Origin of the sequence: Levilactobacillus humaensis (assembly GCF_024345185.1) — a bacterium.
Lineage (GTDB): Bacteria > Bacillota > Bacilli > Lactobacillales > Lactobacillaceae > Levilactobacillus > Levilactobacillus humaensis.
On sequence record NZ_BROB01000005.1, the window covers coordinates 67,216 to 86,216 of the forward strand.

Consider the following 19,001-nt stretch of genomic DNA (forward strand, 5'->3'; position numbering starts at 1 on the left):
AGAGGGGGTCTCTCAGTGCTGAGAGACCCCCTTTGTGCCAAGTTATGTGCCAACTATTTTGAGGTGTTTTCCAGGATAGAAATAATCTTATCCTGGTCTTGCGATTCAAGTTCTTTGATGATGTGTAGATAGGTTGATTGTGTAGTCGTGATGTTGCTATGACCTAGTCTACGAGAAACGGAAAGAACGCTAACGCCTTTGTATAAAAGGATTGAAGCATGGGTGTGACGTAGCCCGTGAAAGGTGATTCTCGGAATTCCTAACGTGGTGAGTTTATCTGTTAGGAGCTTATTAATCTCGGCACTGACGAGGATGTGATTCTTAGTGTTCATAAATATGGGTTGATTAGCACTGAGGGAGCGTCCGCTTTCAAAGTTCTTAAGTTGGCGGACGGTTACACTATCGATGGTGATTTCACGAATAGAAGAGGGAGTTTTTGTCTTCATGAATCCAGTCTTATATTTGTAATCCCAAGCCTTATTAACACTTATAATATGTTGATCCAGATCGATATCATTTGGGGTTAAACCTACGATTTCACCGTACCGCATGCCAGTGACTGCGGCCAAATAAATAATCATTTCACCAATTTGTGAAGTATCAAGATTAGCTAGCAGTTTTGCCCAATCAGCATAGTTTAAGGTCTTAGCAATCTTAGGACGCTCGTGTCCTGTGATCACAGCCTTTCGAGTTGGATCTGTTGTAATGATTTTTTCGTCTAATGCTTCGAGAATACAGGCTCTAAGCTGCTTATGGAAGCACGACACGGTTCGGCGGGCATGGGTTTCAGCAAACTTGTTCAGACGTTCTTGATAGAGCAATTTGGTCAGATCTTTTAGTTTGAGGTTCCCAAAAAGTTCAATAGCGTGTTGGGCTGTATTTTCATATTTATTGTAAGTAATAGGTGTGACCGCGTGCTTTTTATAAACGCTAATCCAGCGCTGGTAGTAGGATACTAGGGATTCACTGCCAGATTTCACTGTTGTCAGATTAGGGTGTTCTGTTTGAATCTTACTAGCTGCTAGGATGGCTTCAGATTTAAGCAAGAAGCCCGATTTTCGAAGCTTTTTATATTGACCATTATGGTCCTTGTAGGAAATTTCGTATTGCCAGGCATTGCCACGTTTTCGATAACTAACCATTTATTTTTCCTCCATTAATCTTTAATTGGCACAAGTTTGTCACAGATGAGCTTGTTAGCCAACGGGAGAACGACAGTGTGATAGGTTATCGTCAGCGATGTGAGTTAGCATCGGATGGTGAAGAAAGTCCCAAGATGTTTCGAAAGAGTCCCAATCGTCTTTAGCTAGTGCAATCGAATTTTCAACGTACTCATCATTAAAGCTATTTAAGTCAAGTACTGGAAGAGCAGCAAAGTATCCCGGTTTCAAGTGAATAGTAGGATTTAAAATCTTAAAAATATAATCGGCCACTTTTGAATTTAGTAAGCCCAATAAGTAAATTAAGTTACTCTGCGAATTTTTGGCAAATGCAGAGGGTCCTGATGTGTCGTGAATACTACCTTGTTCCCTGAATCGAACACTAAATTGACCACTAGTAATATCAGACCAGGTAAGTGCCTTTTTAAAATAGTATTGCGAATTTCTAACTACAGATCTTCTCTTTCCATTAGGCCAAGTAAAGTTACGTACTTCTTCACCATTATCTTGCCAATTGACAATAAAATCGTAATTTCCAAACCATTTACGGTATGCGCCTCCTTTACTTTCTGGAAACCATTTTTTACGAGATTCAATGGCTGTATCCAGAGATGTTGCATTGAAATTTATGGCATTATATTTAACTTCATGCCAGAGTCTTAAGAACCTATTATTGTCGGCAGTTGATAATCCTTCTCTTGGGTCAACAAACCTATCAATCCGTGTACCAACCTCAAAATCATGAATTAAGTTCTCACTAGCCCAATAAGCAATCGGCATTCCCGGAATCTTCGCAAAGTTCGCTTGGTTAGTTCGATAAAGGTAGTTGGTTTCAGGATTAGCAATGGCTTCTAAAACCTTGTCCTTTTGCACATCCATACCGCCTTTGAAGGCCGAAAGCTTCACGTAAGTGCCAATCTTGTCAGTCTGCACGTTCTTTAATACAAACGTATTTATGGGTACAGTTGCTTCTTCAAAAGCAGAGTATTCCATCTGAATCAGGCTATCGATTTTTTCGTTTTCAATTAAATATTTTCGTAACTTCTCATAAGTTTTAATGAACATCCAGACAAATGGCGTCATGAAAGCAGCGTATCCGCCTGGCTTAATTAGGCGACTATTGTTGAATATAAAGATAGAGAATAGGTCACCAGAATAATCTGCATAGTACTTCTTAACGTATTTCTTTAGCGCTGGTTCCATCTTGTTCATATAAGGTGGATTGGTCACCACAATATCGTAGGAACGGCAAAGTACCTCGGCTATTTTTAATACGCGTGACAGCTTGGCCTTCATCATTTGAAATCCAAAAAGGTCTAAGTCATCTAATGGTACAGCATCAACTGCCGACTGTAATTTAGCAAAGTCATACAAAGTTGGATTGTCGAAATGAATAATTGAACCTAGTTCACGGGCATTGCGGAAGCGGTCAACAATATCAGCCAACTCGGACTGAGCGCTACTATCGAGCTGTTCAATGAACTCTTCTGAGATGTCATCGGTGTCTTCAAATACAAAGACATTAGGCGTTGCTTGATCAGAACGCAGAGCACGACGATTATATTGTCTGGCCTTCATCATTAGGGCAAAGTAGGCTAATTGGTAAGCTCGTTTATCAATCTCTAGGCCATACAAATTATTTTGTAGAATGAGAGTTGCCGCATCACGAACTGAGTACCCTTGTTCGGCATAGATAGTCATGAGAACGTCAAAAGCATAGACCAAGATGTGCCCCGATCCCATAGCGTTATCAATGATCTTGAGATCTTCAACTACGCCGCTATCATCTACAACTTCAATGTCACCTGGCAATAAGAATTTCAGGTAATCACCTAAGTTACTATCAGGGTGTCTTTCTAGCCAGAATTTTCCCAAGGAATTATCGACCATGTATTTAACAACCCAATCTGTTGTAAAAAGCTGAGTTGCTGCAGGGATATCAGCCTTTTTAACTGGACCCCCGATTATATTCACAACCTGATCATGTGGTTCCGTATTATAGTACTGATACAGCCACCCAATAATCTCCACCTGACCACCAACGGCCACGTTAAAATCATCCTCGCTCACATCGGTAATCAAATGCTGAATAACACCATCGTGATAGTTGGGAGTGAACGATTAATTTCATAAATTCTACTGCATGCCGTACGTGTTTACGTTATGATTAGGCTATATCATAAAACGAGTAAAGAAGGAGTAAGCACCGTGGCAGACGTCGACATTAATCAAATAATTAAAACTTTGAAAAAGCGATTCACCGATCAAAATCAATTTGTTTTCTGGTACGACGACAACGGTGATTTTGCGACGAGTATTGATGAGATTCAGGAAGCCTTGACGGGGATTGCCGATGTTATCGTCATGGACCCAGGTCACCAGCTGGCGACGAAGCAACGGCTATTGGCTTTGTCTTATCAGACGAAGGCGTTGGTCTATTCGCCAACTGCCGAACCGGCACTTGAGGAAGATCATTTGCGAAACATCGTGCTGTACTCTGGTACTTTTACAGCCGATTCCAAGGAAATCTTACGCAAGGAGTTAGGGTTGCCAGAGAGTTTAAAGCCCTTCATCAAGCAGTATGCTAGTTTTTTTGCCAATGCCCGCCGGCGAGCCGTCTTTTCTCGGTATGACGTTGACAGTTATAAGGCTAAACCAGAGTTAGCGATTATGGCCGCTCTGACGCCTTTGAATCAACCGATCGTGGATTTCTTTGATCTCTTACAGGAACTACTGGTTAAAGGCGTTAAAGACAATCCTGTTCTAAAGGAGTTTTCCCGGTATGGGGTCTTGCAATCGTTCTGGGAAGAGGTCGCCGTTCGTTTCGGATATACGGGGGAAACGCCAGAACTTGAGGACTTGGTTGCAGATCTCTACGTAACCATGGCTTATCAGCAGATGGAAAAGCCAATTCCAGTCAGCTTGAAGAAGTATGATCTCAGTGAATACGCGGCGAATGTCCAGACCTTCGTTCAGCAGTTTGGTAATCGGAGCGAAACGAAAGAGTCTAGTGAGGATACTTTCGATAGCATTGCCGACTTGGTCTGGCAACAGGTAGATGGTGACCGGATCTTTAGAAACACTAAGGTCGATGATTTGGCCAAGTCTGACATGTTTCCACGTTTCGACCAACTGATCTTGTTGTGGATTCAGGAGCGGTTACAGCTTGAGGACTTGGACAGCCGGTTGAATGACCAGACAATAGCGGCGGTCACCCGACAGCGACTGAACACACACTATGGCAGTCAGCTACGTTTTTCACGGCTCTATCGCATGATGCGTAAGGCCTGGAATATTGTCCGGAAAGGCCATCAGGCGCCCGCTGAGGGGCAGCAGGCGATGATAGACCGCTATGTGGCACAAGACTATCGCATGGATACTGATTATCGTAAATTCACCTATGACTACCAATTGGCTGGGCAACCGGAGGCCTTCTTAAAAACAAAGACGTTAATCGAGTCCATTTATGTAAATAACTATCTAGATAAGTCCATTTATGCGTGGAATGAAACCTTTGATATGACTGAGGTTAACCCCCAACACTTACAGCGTAATTTTTATCGATTCTACATCGCACCTAAGCGGAATCGAATTGTCGTGATCATTTCCGATGCTTTCCGATTTGAGGCGGCTAAGGAGCTAGAGAAACGTTTGAGCCGAGAAGACCAAGTGACCTCACTATCGATGGATTACTTAGTGACAGGTTTGCCTTCCGTGACTTATATGGGGATGCCTCTGCTGCTTCCAAATCAAAAATTGGAATTACAAGCGCAGCAGAAGGAATTGATTGTTGATGGCCAGAAGACTGGAAATCAACAACAACGTCAAGCCATTTTACAGCATCATAATCCTAAGAGTGCCACTTACAGTTTGAAAGATCTGGAAGGGGAAATGTCTAAGGACCTGCGGACGAAGTTTGCTGGGCAAGAGGTTGTGTACATTTACCATAATAAGGTCGATGCGGTTGGTGACAATCAGAAGACAGAAGATGATGTCTTCAAGGCAACCGATGATGCCATAACTGAGATTCATCAGTTGATTACGCGGTTACGAACATTGGGAATTGCGCATATCTATGTGACGGCTGATCATGGGTATCTCTATCGCCACGATCGCTTAGAGGCAACTGACAAGATCGAAGTTGAGACCGACGAGAACGATGTGAAATCTCAACGTTACTTAGTAACGCCACGAGACTTTAATTTACCAGGGGTTGGTCGACAAAGACTAAGTGATATTCTAGCGAATAGGTCTGATGAACGGTATGTTTATTATCCCAAGACAGCGAATGTTTTTAGGGCAGTCGGGTCATTTAACTATGTTCACGGTGGTTCCTCATTGCAAGAAATGGTTGTGCCATTGCTAGAGGTGAAGACGACTTCTAATCGTTCAGCGGCACAGGATGTGACGTTGGAACTCTTCAGTATGAATCGGCAGATTACGGCATTGACAGTGCCGCTAGTTTTACGTCAAGCAGAACCGATCAGTGCGACGGTTATTCCGGCTGAATTTACCTTGTACTTTGTTAACGATCAAGGCCAACAAATCTCTGGCCAACAGACGATTAATGCCAATAGTCGGGCAGAATCAGTCAAGGACCGCATGCAAAGTATTCAGTTGATCTTAGCTGATAGAACTTACGACAAGACCAAGACTTATTCCTTGGTGATTGAAAATCAACGCAGTCACGAGAAAACGGAAATTCCGTTTACGATGGATATCGCTGATCTTAACGACTTTAATTTTTAAAATTAGAAAATGATTAAAATACCCATTGACCTGTAACCTTCACACGCCTATAATCAGTCTCAATACTTCAAAAACGTTGAGGAAAAAAGTAACCGACGGGGCGTTGCCAAGTGAGTCACGGTAAGTGGAAAGTGATCAACTACCGCCGGTGAAAATCATTTCCGAGTTCGCGACTGAATCAGTAGGTACGCGTGGTGGCCACCATTATCTGGCTAGCGGATGTTAGTCCGCGATAAGCGTTGCGGGTGACCGCAACATAAAAGGTGGTACCGTTCTACTCGTAGAGCCCTTTTCCCGTGATGGGAGAGGGGCTCTTTTTGATGTTATGGAGATAAATGACTAGCTATGGAGGCATCAATATGGAAAATGCAGACGTCACCCCCAAGAAAAGTTGGGGTCAATTATTCGTGGTGAGTTCCCTGATTTTTGGCATGTTCTTTGGGTCTGGTAACTTAATTTTCCCAGTACATCTCGGGCAAATGGCCGGGCACAACTGGTTCTTAGCGGCGTTAGGATTTGCCATTTCTGGCTCACTATTTCCGCTATTGGCAATTTTGGCGGTGGTGGTGACTAAGAGTGATGGCCTCTTCGACCTCGCTAAACCCGTGGGTCGGCATTACGCCGCCCTCTTCCTAGTTCTGGTTCACCTGACCATCGGACCATTCTTCGGGACCCCCAGGACGGCGGCCACGGCCTATGAGATGGCGGTTCAGCCCTTTCTACCCACCCGTTTCAATACGGTGGGGATGCTAATTTTCACGGCCCTCTTCTTCGGCGCTGCCTATATTCTGGCCACGCACCAGAATAATCTGGTAAAGGTCGTAGGAAAGTACCTCAATGCTGGCTTCCTGCTAATGCTGGCGGTCATCTTCGTCGTGGCCTTTCTCAATCCAATGGGGAACCTCCAACACGCCGCCACGCTGACCTATCAAACGCATGCGACGGTTCACGGCTTCCTCGAGGGCTACAACACTGTCGATGCTGTGGCATTGTTGGCGCTGAGTGTGACCTTTGTCCACGCCGTTCGGGGACTGGGCTATCATGACCGTGAGCTTACCAAGTTGACTGCTCAGGCAGGGGCCTTGAGTATTGGCCTAGAGATCCTCATCTACTTCGGCTTGGTATTACTGGGGGCCTTCAGCCTCAGTCGCCTCAGCCTATCCGCTAATGGTGGGGTGGCCCTGTCGCAGATTGTCGGGCACTACTTTAGTAATTTTGGCACGCTATTTCTCGGGGTCTTGGTGACCCTGGGCGTCTTCACCACGGCGCTGGGGTTGGTCACGTCGTTTGCCCAGGACTTCCACAAACTCTTTCCGCGGGTCAGCTATCTCGCTTGGTTACGGGTCACGACGCTGGTTTCTTTCCTGGTCGCTAACGCCGGTCTCGATACCATCATTGCCTGGTCCTTACCGGTGTTGATGCTCCTTTATCCATTGTCTTTAGCCCTGATTTTGGTCGCCTTGACCGTGGCTAATCGGCCGTACGCCGGCATCGTCTACAAACTCACGATTGCCTTTACGGTCGTGCCGGCCGTTCTGGACATGCTCAACAGTGCTCCGGCCGTCGTGACACAGTTGGCGCCGGTCCACGCCGCCTTGGCCGTTTACCATTCAGTCGTACCATTTGCCAGTCTTGGGTTAGGCTGGCTAGTGCCGACCTTCCTGGGATTTGCCTTAGGCATCGCCTGGGGTCGGCTACGGTGGGCGTTGGAACCCATGACGGCACCGGATCAGGATCGCTAACGCTTTTTTTCGCAAGCTAAACGGGTTATCATTGACCTAAAAGGGTGGTGAGTCTCGTGGAGCAGGAATCTCTATTTGCAAATCAGCAACAGTCGCCGTTGGCCAGTCGGGTACGCCCGCGGTCATTGGCGGAATTTGTTGGGCAGACCCACCTGCTGGGTCCCGGCAAGATTCTCCGCGAGTTAATTGAAAACGACCAGGTCTCGTCGATGATTTTCTGGGGCCCGCCAGGTGTCGGCAAGACAACGTTGGCCGAGATTATTGCCCGGCAGACGCAGGCTAAATTTCTACAGTTTAGTGCTGTTAACAGTGGCATTAGTCAGATTAAAAAGATTATGAAACAGGCGGCCAGTGACCTCTCGGTGGGGGAAAAGACGATCGTCTTCGTCGATGAAATCCACCGGTTTAACAAGGCCCAACAGGATGCCTTCCTGCCCTACGTTGAGCGGGGGAGTATTGTGCTGATTGGGGCCACGACCGAGAATCCGTCATTTGAAATTAATTCCGCCTTGTTGTCCCGGTGTAAGGTCTTTGTGCTCAAGGGACTTCAAACCGCCGATGTTGAACAGCTCTTGAAGAATGCCTTGGCCAATCCGGCTGGGTTTAAGGGGCAGGTCACGATTGGTGACGATGAGATTCGCGCCATCGCGGAGTTTGCCAACGGGGATGCCCGCTCAGCGTTAAATACGCTGGAAATGGCGGTCCTAAACGGTGATAAGCAAGGCGACAAGGTAACGGTGACGATGGACGACCTGAAACAGCTCATCAACCAGAAGTTCGTGCTGTATGACAAGTCGGGTGAGGAACACTACAACATTATCTCCGCGCTGCATAAGTCGATGCGTAACAGTGATCCGGATGCGGCCATCTACTGGATGTCGCGGATGCTGGAAGGTGGGGAGGACCCGCTGTATATCGCGCGGCGACTGGTTCGCTTTGCCAGTGAAGATATTGGGTTGGCCGACACCAATGCCTTGAACGTGGCCGTGAATGTCTTTCAGGCTTGCCAATTTCTGGGGATGCCAGAGTGTGACGTTCACCTGACCGAGGCCGTGACCTATCTATCGTTGGCACCCAAGTCGAATGCCATTTATAAGGCGCGGCTAGCGGCCAAGAAGGACGTCCAGGAGACACGCGACGAGCCCGTTCCCCTGCAGATCCGCAATGCGCCAACGAAGCTCATGAAGGATCTGGATTACGGCAAGGATTACCAGTATGCCCATGATACCAAGGATAAGTTAACCACGATGCAGACCCTTCCCGACGATCTGGTGGGGCACACGTACTACGATCCCACCGATCAGGGACGTGAAGGTCTCTTCAAGAAACGGCTGGATTACGTGAAGAACTGGCGTCAAGAGCACGCCAACGATCAGACGGATCACGCGTAGCCATTAGCGACAACAACTAAAGACTGGCGAAAGCCGAAAGTGAGGCATCTTAACATGACCCAACTCTATTTTCTCTGTACCGGAAATTCCTGCCGCAGCCAAATGGCTGAGGGCCTTGCCCGGGCGTTCGCGCCCAAGGACTGGCAGGTTGCCAGTGCCGGTGTCGAAGTTCACGGTTTGAATCCACTGGCCGTGAAAGTCATGGCCGAAAAGAACATTGATATCAGTCAGCAGGAATCGAAGTTAATTGACGGTGAATACCTGCTGAGCAGCGATGTCGTCGTGACCCTCTGTGGGGATGCCCGGGACAAGTGTCCCATGACGCCACCATCTGTGGAACGTCGTCACTGGCCATTCATCGATCCCGCGCAAGCGACTGGGAGTGAAGCTGAACGCTTAGTGGTTTTCCGTGAAGTCCGCGACGAGATTCAACAGCGGGTTGCCGACCTGGTTAACGAATTGCAAACAAGATAAGTCTTTCAGGGAGTCTCATTAATGGGGACTTCCTTTTTTTTGACGAAAAGTTTTTGCAAACGCTTCAAAAAGATTGAATAAGTGGTTGAATTCTTTTCATTTATAGGGGATACTGATGTTAGTTGGTTCATTAAACCAATATGAGATCGATCTGAGGTCGACTAAAGGCTGGCTAGGCATAGCTAGTCGTGGCGACCAGTTGGTTTGGGAATCCGGTTCTCACTTTAAGTGAAGAACAAACGTCTCAATTAAGATGACTATTTAGGAGTGATTGGATGGTTCAACGCAGCATGAATCGGAATCAATTACATGATCAAAATTTAAGGCTCGTGTTACAGCAAATTTTCAACAATCATCCCACCTCACGGATTGAGATCTCGCACCAATTGCATTTGAACAAGTCGACAGTCTCTTCACTCTATAACACCTTAATGGCGGAGGGTTACCTCACAGAATTAGGTTTGGGGGAAGCGTCGACGGCTGGGGGACGTAAGCCAACCTTAATCGAAATCAATCGGAATTACGGCTATACGTTGACGTTTGATCTGGGGTATCGCCATTTGCATGCCTTGGTTACTGGGATTGATGGTCACGTTCGCCAGTACGATCGTATCAAGACGCAGGGAAAAACCATCCATGAAATGGTTGATCAAATTAATCAATACATTGGACAGGTCCAACACGACGATAAGACGAGTCACGGTCTGTTGGGAATCTGTTTCTCCATTCACGGGATTGTGAATGATAACCAAGTCAAGACGTCTCCATTTATTGAGATGGATGGCGTTGACTTGGAACAAGTCTTTGGGACGGCCTATCAGGTTCCGGTGATTCTGGAAAACGAAGCGAACCTCTCGGCGATCTACGAACGGGACTTCAACGGCGCCCGGCACTTAAATAGCGCGGTTACAATCAGTATTCACAGTGGGATTGGGGCCGGAATCATCCTGCATCGCGATCTCTTTCGTGGCGAGCACGGGGACGCGGGTGAAATTGGGCGATCGGTGGCTAGCATCCAGATGGACGGCGCCGGCAACCCACACCCGGTACATGCTGAAGACGTGAGTTCCGAGGATGCTGTTATCCGTCAAGTTGAAGAACGGAAGGGACTCAAGGATCTTAATCGCCAAGCGATCGTCAAGCTCTACCAGGCTGGTGACCCGGAAACGACGGAGATTCTAAGATCCTTTACCACAGCAATTGCCGGGCTCATTTACAATACAATGCGGACCCTGGATCCAGATGCTTTTTACTTAAACTCACCATTAGTAGAGGAGCTGCCAGCCTTACTGGCATCCATTAAAGCCACGTATCAACAATTGGCGGCAAATGATTTGAGCATTGCGATCACACCTAATGCGCGACTGGCCACGGTGCTGGGTGGCTGTTCTCTCATTACACATCGCGTATTGGAACTGGATGGCTATGAACTGAACTTCACCCAACCAACCGAAGAACAAACTGAAAGTGACTAACGAAACTTGCTTAACGAAAGGTCTGAGAGCTTATTCTCAGATCTTTTTTGATCCAAAAGATAAAAGACTTTCGAGAAAACGCTTGCAAAACAAAAACAACTCTGTATAATGAATCTTGTAAGTTGGTTGTCGCAACGAACTAACCAGGAGGGTTTAATAAATTATGGATACGAAAACAAATTACTGGAATGGGATCGACAAGATCCAATACGTCGGTCATCAAGATAAGAAGTCAAGCTTTGGATTTCAATACTATAATCCTGAAGAAGTGATTGCTGGCAAGAAGATGAAGGACTGGTTACGGTTCTCTGTTGCCTACTGGCACACCTTCGACCAACGTTTAGTGGACCCATTTGGTGATGGGACCGCACAACGGCCATACGATAACTACACAGATCCAATGGACTTAGCCTTGGCTAAGGTGGATGCTGCCTTTGAATTTTATGACAAATTGGGTGTCGATTACCTTTGTTTCCATGACCGGGACTTAGCCCCTGAAGGTGACACGTTACGTCAAACCAACGCCAACCTCGATAAAGTGGTTGACAAGATCGTTGAATATCAAAAAACAACTGGGATGAAGGTTCTCTGGAACACGTCTAACATGTTCTCCAACCCTCGTTTCGTCGATGGTGCCGCAACGTCACCATTCGCTGATGTCTTTGCTTACAGTGCCGCACAACTCAAGCACAGTTTGGAAATCGGTAAGCGTGTCGGTTCCGAAAACTATGTCTTCTGGGGTGGTCGTGAAGGTTACGAATCACTTTGGAACACGAACATGAAGCAAGAACAAGAACATGCCGCTAAGTTGTTCCACTTGGCTAAGGACTACGCTAACGAAATCGGCTTCGATGCCCAGATGATGTTAGAACCAAAGCCTAAGGAACCAACGACTCACCAATACGACTTTGATGCCGCAACCACGATCGCCTTCATGAAGGAATACGATCTGGACAAGGACTTCAAGTTGAACTTGGAAGGAAACCACGCCAACTTGGCTGGTCACACTTACCAACATGAAATTCGCGTTGCCCGTGAAGCTGGTTTACTCGGTTCCTTGGATGCCAACCAAGGGGACAAGTTAATCGGTTGGGATATCGATGAATTCCCATCAAACTTGTACGAAACTACGGCCGCAATGTACGAAGTTATCGAAAATGGTGGTATCGGACCTCGTGGTGGGTTAAACTTTGATGCGAAGCCTCGTCGTTCATCCTTTGAAGCCAATGACCTCTTCAGAAGCCACATCGTGGGTATGGACAGCTTTGCTGCCGGCTTGCGGATCGCAGCGGCTATGAAGGAAGATGGCTTCCTGGATAACTTGAAGGCTGACCGTTACAGTTCATACAAGTCTGGTATCGGTGCCGATATCGAAAGCGGCAAGGCCGACTTGAAGAGTTTGGAAGACTACTCCTTGGACAAGACCCAAGCTGACTTGGTTGGTGCAACGCACTCCGATCACTTGGAACAAGTTAAGGATACGATTAACCATTACATCGTTGAAACGTTAAGCAAATAATGCGTCATAAGAGGCGGACGGACGAGAGTTCGTTCGCCTCTTTTGTGAATCATGACTAGGCGGGAAGGCCCGCCGACTGAGGAGGAATAACCGATGGGTAAGTACGTACTTGGCGTCGACCTAGGAACCAGTGCCGTTAAGGTCTCGGCCGTCGACCATGCGGGACAGATCGTCGCGCAGGAAAGCTTCGACTATGACTTAATTCAGAAACAACCTGGTTACAACGAGCAGAATCCCGAAGATTGGGTATCTGGCACGACCGTGGCCATTGTCCGGTTGATCCTAAATGATCACCTGGCTGCCGAAGATATCGAGGGCCTGAGCTTCTCCGGCCAAATGCATGGGCTGGTTCTGCTCGATGAAAATAACAAGGTCTTACGGCCGTCAATTCTCTGGAACGATACGCGGAGCACGCCACAACGAGAAGAGATCGAAGCCAAGATGGGCGACCGGTTTGTCGACATCACCCGTAACCAACCGTTAGAAGGATTCACGCTGACGAAGTTGCTGTGGGTGAAGGAAAACGAGCCCGAGATCTGGTCGAAGGCCAAGACCTTTGTCTTACCCAAAGACTATGTGCGTTACCGCATGACGGGCAATCTGGCGATGGATTACTCCGACGCGACCGGGACGGTGTTATTGGACGTGGCCAAGGGCGTTTGGAGTCAGGAGGTCTGCGAAGCCTTTGATATTCCACTGAGTCTCTGTCCACCACTGATCCAGTCGATTGACTTCGCTGGAACGGTCACACCAGCCTATGCCGAGTTCTCCGGTCTGACCACAGCCACCAAAATTTATGGTGGGGCGGCTGACAATGCTGCTGGTGCTGTTGGTGCGGGAATTCTGCACCCGAATATGGTGTTATCCAGCATCGGGACGTCCGGGGTGGTCTTAAAGTATGAAGACAACGCCGACGTGAACTATCACGGTGTGGTTCAATTCGAAGATCATGCCATTCCCAATAAGTACTACTCAATGGGTGTAACACTGGCCGCGGGCTATTCGTTGAGTTGGTTCAAGAAGACCTTCGCCCCGGCCGAGGACTTTACGGACGTGGTGGCAAGTGCGGGTAAATCGACGGTCGGCGCCAATGGCTTGCTGTACACCCCGTACATTGTCGGCGAACGGGCCCCTTACGCGGACGCTGACATCCGGGGAAGCTTTACCGGGATCGATGGGACCCATCAGCGCTACGACTTCGTCAGAGCCGTTTTAGAGGGCATTGTCTATTCCTTTAAGGATCTCTTTGATATTTACGAGGAGAACGGTGGTGACTTCGATACGGTCGTTTCCATTGGTGGTGGGGCGAAGAGCCCTCTCTGGCTACAGATCCAGGCGGATATCTTCAATCGCAAGGTGGTCAGTCTGAAGAACGAACAGGGCCCCGGGATGGGTGCCGCCATGATTGCGGCTACCGGTCTGGGCTGGTTCGACTCGCTTCAGGATTGTGCTGAAACCTTCGTTCATTTTGGGAAGGCTTACGAACCAAACCCTGAGAACGTTGCGAAGTATGCCAAGATGCACGCCATTTACAGCCAGGTTTACCAACAAACGAAGGCGATCAGTGCCCAGTTGTTGGATTACCGGCGGACAGAATTAACGTCTCTTTAAGATGCGTTTACAGAAAACTCGGGTGATCCGAGTTTTTTTAGAAGATTTATAGAAAACGCTTCCATTATTAAAATGATCATGTTATGCTATCGTCATGGTTGGTTGTCCAGCTCAACCAACGTACGATTTAACCAACTTACAATTCAGTACAACTTCCACATACTGCACTTTTTAGAATCTATGGCGTGAGCCGTATAAGGAGCGATATCTATGCGTAAAGTTTCGACCGGATTTGTTTATTTTTTCGGAGCCCTTGGGGGATTACTCTTTGGTTATGATACTGGGGTTATCTCTGGTGCCATCTTGTTTATTCAAAAGCAGATGCACCTGGGTTCTTGGCAACAGGGATGGGTCGTCAGTGCCGTTCTACTGGGCGCCATTCTAGGGGCCGCCATTATTGGGCCTTCCTCTGATAAATATGGGCGGCGGAAGCTCCTCTTGTTATCAGCCATTATTTTCTTTGTCGGGGCATTAGGTTCCGGGATGGCGCCAGAGTTCTGGACACTCATCATTTCTCGAGTGGTCCTAGGGATGGCAGTTGGGGCGGCTTCCGCTTTAATTCCAACCTATCTCGCAGAATTGTCACCTGCCGACAAGCGGGGGACGGTATCCAGTCTGTTTCAACTAATGGTGATGACCGGGATTCTATTAGCCTACATCACTAACTATGCCTGGGCTGACATTTACACCGGGTGGCGTTGGATGTTAGGATTCGCCGCAATTCCTGCCGCATTGCTGTTCTTGGGGGGATTAATTTTACCCGAAAGTCCACGTTTCTTAGTGAAGACTGGGCATGTCGACCAGGCCAAAGCGGTCTTGGATACCATGAACAAGCATGATACAGCGGCCGTTGAAGCCGAACTAAATCAGATTCAGGAACAGGCTCAGATGAAGAGTGGCGGTTGGAGTGAGCTCTTCGGTAAGATGGTACGACCATCCCTGACAATCGGGATTGGGTTAGCCATTTTCCAGCAAGTGATGGGGTGTAACACGGTGTTGTATTACGCACCAACGATCTTTACCGATGTTGGTTTCGGAGTCAACGCGGCGTTACTTGCACACATTGGTATCGGGGTCTTTAACGTGATTGTGACGGCCATTGCCGTGATGATTATGGACAAGGTCGACCGGAAGAAGATGCTAAATATTGGGTCCGTCGGGATGGGGATTTCGCTGTTCGTTATGAGTGCCGGGATGAAGTTCTCCGGTGGGTCACAGGCAGCGGCGATTATCTCTGTGGTTGCCTTGACGATCTACATTGCCTTCTTCTCCGCTACTTGGGGTCCTGTGATGTGGGTCATGATTGGGGAAGTTTTCCCATTAAATATTCGCGGATTGGGGAACTCCTTTGCGTCCGTGATTAACTGGACGGCGAACATGGTGGTTTCTCTGACCTTCCCAGCATTATTGAACTTCTTCGGAACTGGAAGTCTTTTCATTGGTTATGGGGTCCTCTGTTTCGTTGCCATTTGGTTCGTTCAGAAGAAGGTTTTCGAAACACGGAACCGTTCCCTGGAAGAAATTGAAGCAACATTACGGAGCAAGGCTGGTGAACCAGCCGCCGTTAGTGCCACAGAATAAAATGAATTTTTCAAGGCCGAGAATATTCTCGGCCTTTTTATTTTGGAAAACGCTTCCAATAATTTGAGGAAAGTGTTATTCTAATATCATGGTTGGTTGTGACAATCAACTAACCTAATAACTAGCCAACTTACAAAAACTTCAAAAAATCTACGGCGATGAACCGGTAAAAGGAAGTCAGAAAATGCGAAAAGTTTCAACGGGATTTGTTTACTTCTTCGGCGCCCTAGGTGGGTTGCTCTTTGGGTATGACACTGGGGTTATTTCAGGAGCCATCCTCTTTATTCAGAAGCAAATGCACCTGGGCTCATGGCAACAAGGATGGGTTGTGAGTGCCGTTCTACTGGGCGCCATTCTAGGAGCTGCAATTATTGGGCCATCATCTGATAAATATGGGCGTCGTAAACTACTCTTACTGTCAGCTGTCATCTTCTTCATCGGTGCCTTGGGTTCAGCCTTCTCGCCGGAGTTCTGGACGCTGATTGTCTCACGAGTCATTCTCGGGATGGCAGTGGGGGCCGCATCGGCCTTAATCCCAACTTACTTAGCTGAATTGGCACCTGCCGATAAGCGGGGTACCGTTGCCAGTCTGTTTCAATTGATGGTGATGACAGGGATTCTGTTAGCCTACATCACGAACTATGGGTTCGCCGGCATTTACACCGGATGGCGTTGGATGCTCGGTTTTGCCGCAGTTCCCGCAGCCTTGCTTTTCTTTGGTGGGTTGATCCTACCAGAAAGTCCCCGTTTCTTAGTTCGAACGGGTCGCCTTGATGAAGCCCGCGCCGTTCTTGATACCATGAACAAACATGACACGGCGGTTGTGAACCGAGAGGTCGAACAAATTCAATCACAAGCGCAAGTTGTCAGTGGGGGTTGGTCCGAACTCTTTGGTAAAATGGCTCGGCCTTCCCTGATTATCGGGGTTGGTTTGGCGATCTTCCAACAGGTTATGGGGTGTAACACGGTGCTCTACTACGCACCAACTATTTTCACTGATGTTGGTTTTGGTGTCAGTGCGGCGCTCTTGGCCCACATTGGTATCGGGATCTTCAACGTGATTGTCACGGCAGTTGCCGTATCTATCATGGATAAAATTGACCGCAAGAAAATGTTGAATATTGGGGCCGTGGGGATGGGAATTTCCTTATTCGTCATGAGTTTCGGCATGAAATTCTCCGGTGGGTCACAACTGGCGGCCATTATCTCTGTGATTGCCTTAACCATCTACATCGCGTTCTTTTCCGCAACTTGGGGTCCTGTGATGTGGGTCATGATTGGGGAAGTCTTCCCACTGAATATTCGAGGATTGGGGAACTCCTTTGCTTCCGTGATTAACTGGACGGCAAACATGATTGTTTCACTGACGTTCCCATCATTGTTAGATTTCTTTGGGACTGGGAGTCTCTTCATTGGTTACGGTGTCTTATGTTTCGTTTCCATCTGGTTCGTTCAGAAGAAGGTCTTCGAGACGCGGAACCGTTCATTGGAAGATATCGAAGCCACGTTACGGGCCAAGGCCGGTGACGAAGCCGTAGACTTAGCAACTAAATAACCGTTTTAAACTTTGGGGTCGTTCCTGTGAGGACGGCTCTTTTGCTGTCTGAAGAGTCAAATGTTTTGGTAGGGTAACTCTCTGTACACCGTGCTATACTAAGAACCATCAAGTTCAAAAATCGTTAAGGGGTGTTCACATGATTCAAGATTTCGAAGAATTCGTTGATAAGATTGAGAACCCAGACCATCAAGCACGGATGCGGCACGTATTGGAATGGGTTCAGGCTGAATTTCCACAGCTGGAACAGCGGTATGCTTGGAATCAGCCGATGTTCACCGATCACGGCACCTTCATTATTGGCTTCAGTGTGGCCAAACCCCACATGGCCTTTGCGCCAGAGGGCGCGGTCATGGAACACTTCGCCACGGAGATTGCTGCTGACAACTACAATCCAGGTAAGAAGTTTGGCCGGATCAAGTGGACGCAGGACGTCGATTATGACTTGCTCCACCAGATCATTGCCTTTAACATTGCGGACAAAGCCGACTGTACGACATTTTGGCGTAAATAAATAACCAGGAGGACTGGGCAACTGCCCGATCTTCCTGGTCTTTTTTTAGAATTTTGGTTGTTCCTGATTTTTTTTGACGAGTTTTTTGGGATCGACCGGGGTGCCAGCCGCCGAGGTACGGACGACGAAGACATCGATATCGGCCATCCGGCTGACGTACGCCGTGACAGAACCTTCGACCATCCGGGCAACGGCGCTCATCCCGGTAGCACCCAGCATGATCAAGTCATTCCCATGGTCGCGAACGAACTCGTGGGCAATGACCGTTTTGGGATTTCCAAAACGAACGTGAATGCTGAGATCCTTGAAGCCGGTGGCAGCTGAGGTCGTCTCTACCAATGAAGTTAGGTAGGACGTCGCATCGGTTGCTAGTTCATGAATGACGTCACCCGGCATTGAGCCGCTGGCGTAGAAACCGTAGTGGTTAATTCGGAGGACGTTGAGTAGGTCAATCTTGGCGTGATTCTGTTGGGCCACGGTGATAGCCTTCTTCAAAGCCAGTTCGGCTTGAACGGAACCGTCGACCGGGACCAAGATGCGTTGATAATCGTGTTCAATTTCCATAGTGAACCCTCCTCCTATTGTCGATAGTGACCGCTAGGCGCGTCCACGTAAGGTGAACGTGGCGGTAGCTAGGGTATGGTCGGCTGCGTGGTGCATGAGATCATTTAGCCAGAAGCCTTCCGGTAGATCGAGTGTCTGGTCTAGGGCGTAGACGGTCAGGGTGTAATCGTGATCGGCATCGGGTGGGAAGGGCCCTGTGTAGTTCTGGAAAATTTGTGGATCGGTGTTCCCAACTAATGAGCCGGCATTGCTGTTGCGGCCGTGAACGTGGGCAATCTGATCAGTCCGCGACACGTCGGCCGGAATCTCACGCGTTGTGCCCGGAAAGTTAGCGGCAACCCAGTGAATCCAAGGAAAACCACAGACGGGCACGGCGTCAAAATCGACGAGGCTCAGTGCCAGCGTCTTGGTGCCAGCTGGGACATCCGTGAGGCTGATCGGGAATGACTTGACGGGATCGCCGCCGTGGACGTCAGATCCCGTGGCCTGCTTACTATATTCGGCAGCCAGGAAGCCGCCCTGTTCGGTTGGTACTGTAATTTTCATCCGAATCCCTCCTAAATGAAACTTATCTTCATTATACCGCAGGGAGAAAAGTGACGCGAATATGCATTTATAATGTATAAAAATACGTATTATTAGTATTTAACTCATAAATTTACAAAA

General features: G+C 48.0%; 14 protein-coding genes. 10 read left to right on the top strand and 4 right to left on the bottom strand.

Going from position 1 to position 19,001, the window contains the following annotated elements:
• Window positions 1-53: 53 nt before the first annotated feature.
• On the bottom strand, window positions 54-1,142 hold the full coding sequence (locus OCU14_RS02690) for a site-specific integrase (RefSeq protein ID WP_261809687.1): 1,089 nt from the start codon (window positions 1,140-1,142) through the stop codon (window positions 54-56).
• 54 nt (window positions 1,143-1,196) lie between these two features.
• On the bottom strand, window positions 1,197-3,251 hold the full coding sequence (gene pglX / locus OCU14_RS02695; RefSeq protein ID WP_261809726.1) for a BREX-1 system adenine-specific DNA-methyltransferase PglX: 2,055 nt from the start codon (window positions 3,249-3,251) through the stop codon (window positions 1,197-1,199).
• 117 nt (window positions 3,252-3,368) lie between these two features.
• Between pglX and pglZ the strand changes: the two genes are divergently transcribed.
• From pglZ to OCU14_RS02745, 10 genes are all read left to right on the top strand, one after another.
• Window positions 3,369-5,909 carry a BREX-1 system phosphatase PglZ type A gene (pglZ, locus tag OCU14_RS02700; RefSeq protein ID WP_261809688.1) on the top strand — a complete coding sequence of 847 codons (2,541 nt, stop codon included), beginning with the start codon at window positions 3,369-3,371 and terminating at the stop codon, window positions 5,907-5,909.
• Between the two features lie 359 nt (window positions 5,910-6,268).
• Window positions 6,269-7,651, top strand: coding sequence for a branched-chain amino acid transport system II carrier protein (gene brnQ / locus OCU14_RS02705; protein WP_261809689.1), 1,383 nt, complete (start codon window positions 6,269-6,271; stop codon window positions 7,649-7,651).
• 56 nt (window positions 7,652-7,707) lie between these two features.
• Window positions 7,708-9,042: a replication-associated recombination protein A gene (locus tag OCU14_RS02710; RefSeq protein WP_261809690.1), complete on the top strand. Its 1,335-nt coding sequence runs from the start codon at window positions 7,708-7,710 to the stop codon at window positions 9,040-9,042.
• A 54-nt stretch (window positions 9,043-9,096) separates the two neighbouring features.
• Window positions 9,097-9,516 (top strand): arsenate reductase (thioredoxin), encoded by a 420-nt coding sequence (gene arsC / locus OCU14_RS02715; RefSeq protein ID WP_261809691.1) that lies wholly within the window; start codon window positions 9,097-9,099, stop codon window positions 9,514-9,516.
• A gap of 275 nt (window positions 9,517-9,791) precedes the next feature.
• Window positions 9,792-10,991 carry an ROK family transcriptional regulator gene (locus OCU14_RS02720; protein WP_261809692.1) on the top strand — a complete coding sequence of 400 codons (1,200 nt, stop codon included), beginning with the start codon at window positions 9,792-9,794 and terminating at the stop codon, window positions 10,989-10,991.
• Window positions 10,992-11,154: 163 nt separating this feature from the next.
• Window positions 11,155-12,510 (top strand): xylose isomerase, encoded by a 1,356-nt coding sequence (xylA, locus tag OCU14_RS02725; protein ID WP_261809693.1) that lies wholly within the window; start codon window positions 11,155-11,157, stop codon window positions 12,508-12,510.
• Between the two features lie 93 nt (window positions 12,511-12,603).
• Window positions 12,604-14,121, top strand: a complete 1,518-nt coding sequence (gene xylB, locus OCU14_RS02730) for a xylulokinase (protein WP_261809694.1) — start codon at window positions 12,604-12,606, stop codon at window positions 14,119-14,121.
• A 210-nt stretch (window positions 14,122-14,331) separates the two neighbouring features.
• Window positions 14,332-15,702 (top strand): sugar porter family MFS transporter, encoded by a 1,371-nt coding sequence (locus tag OCU14_RS02735; RefSeq protein WP_261809695.1) that lies wholly within the window; start codon window positions 14,332-14,334, stop codon window positions 15,700-15,702.
• 184 nt (window positions 15,703-15,886) lie between these two features.
• Entirely contained in the window at window positions 15,887-17,257 is a 1,371-nt protein-coding gene (locus tag OCU14_RS02740; RefSeq protein WP_261809696.1) for a sugar porter family MFS transporter, read from the top strand.
• Window positions 17,258-17,396: 139 nt separating this feature from the next.
• Window positions 17,397-17,771, top strand: a complete 375-nt coding sequence (locus OCU14_RS02745; RefSeq protein WP_261809697.1) for an iron chaperone — start codon at window positions 17,397-17,399, stop codon at window positions 17,769-17,771.
• A 45-nt stretch (window positions 17,772-17,816) separates the two neighbouring features.
• Here OCU14_RS02745 and OCU14_RS02750 read toward each other — a convergent pair whose 3' ends face one another.
• A complete protein-coding gene (locus OCU14_RS02750) occupies window positions 17,817-18,335 on the bottom strand; it encodes a universal stress protein (protein ID WP_373875065.1) in 519 nt (172 codons plus the stop codon).
• A 33-nt stretch (window positions 18,336-18,368) separates the two neighbouring features.
• Window positions 18,369-18,881 (bottom strand): YbhB/YbcL family Raf kinase inhibitor-like protein, encoded by a 513-nt coding sequence (locus OCU14_RS02755; RefSeq protein WP_261809698.1) that lies wholly within the window; start codon window positions 18,879-18,881, stop codon window positions 18,369-18,371.
• Between the last annotated feature and the right edge of the window lie 120 nt (window positions 18,882-19,001).

Coding starts and splice junctions, on each gene's coding strand:
- OCU14_RS02690 (WP_261809687.1), bottom strand. CDS start 1,142: ATGGTTAGTTATCGAAAACGTGGCAATGCCTGGCAATACGAAATTTCC.
- brnQ (WP_261809689.1), top strand. CDS start 6,269: ATGGAAAATGCAGACGTCACCCCCAAGAAAAGTTGGGGTCAATTATTC.
- arsC (WP_261809691.1), top strand. CDS start 9,097: ATGACCCAACTCTATTTTCTCTGTACCGGAAATTCCTGCCGCAGCCAA.
- OCU14_RS02720 (WP_261809692.1), top strand. CDS start 9,792: ATGGTTCAACGCAGCATGAATCGGAATCAATTACATGATCAAAATTTA.
- xylA (WP_261809693.1), top strand. CDS start 11,155: ATGGATACGAAAACAAATTACTGGAATGGGATCGACAAGATCCAATAC.
- xylB (WP_261809694.1), top strand. CDS start 12,604: ATGGGTAAGTACGTACTTGGCGTCGACCTAGGAACCAGTGCCGTTAAG.
- OCU14_RS02735 (WP_261809695.1), top strand. CDS start 14,332: ATGCGTAAAGTTTCGACCGGATTTGTTTATTTTTTCGGAGCCCTTGGG.
- OCU14_RS02740 (WP_261809696.1), top strand. CDS start 15,887: ATGCGAAAAGTTTCAACGGGATTTGTTTACTTCTTCGGCGCCCTAGGT.
- OCU14_RS02745 (WP_261809697.1), top strand. CDS start 17,397: ATGATTCAAGATTTCGAAGAATTCGTTGATAAGATTGAGAACCCAGAC.
- OCU14_RS02750 (WP_373875065.1), bottom strand. CDS start 18,335: ATGGAAATTGAACACGATTATCAACGCATCTTGGTCCCGGTCGACGGT.
- OCU14_RS02755 (WP_261809698.1), bottom strand. CDS start 18,881: ATGAAAATTACAGTACCAACCGAACAGGGCGGCTTCCTGGCTGCCGAA.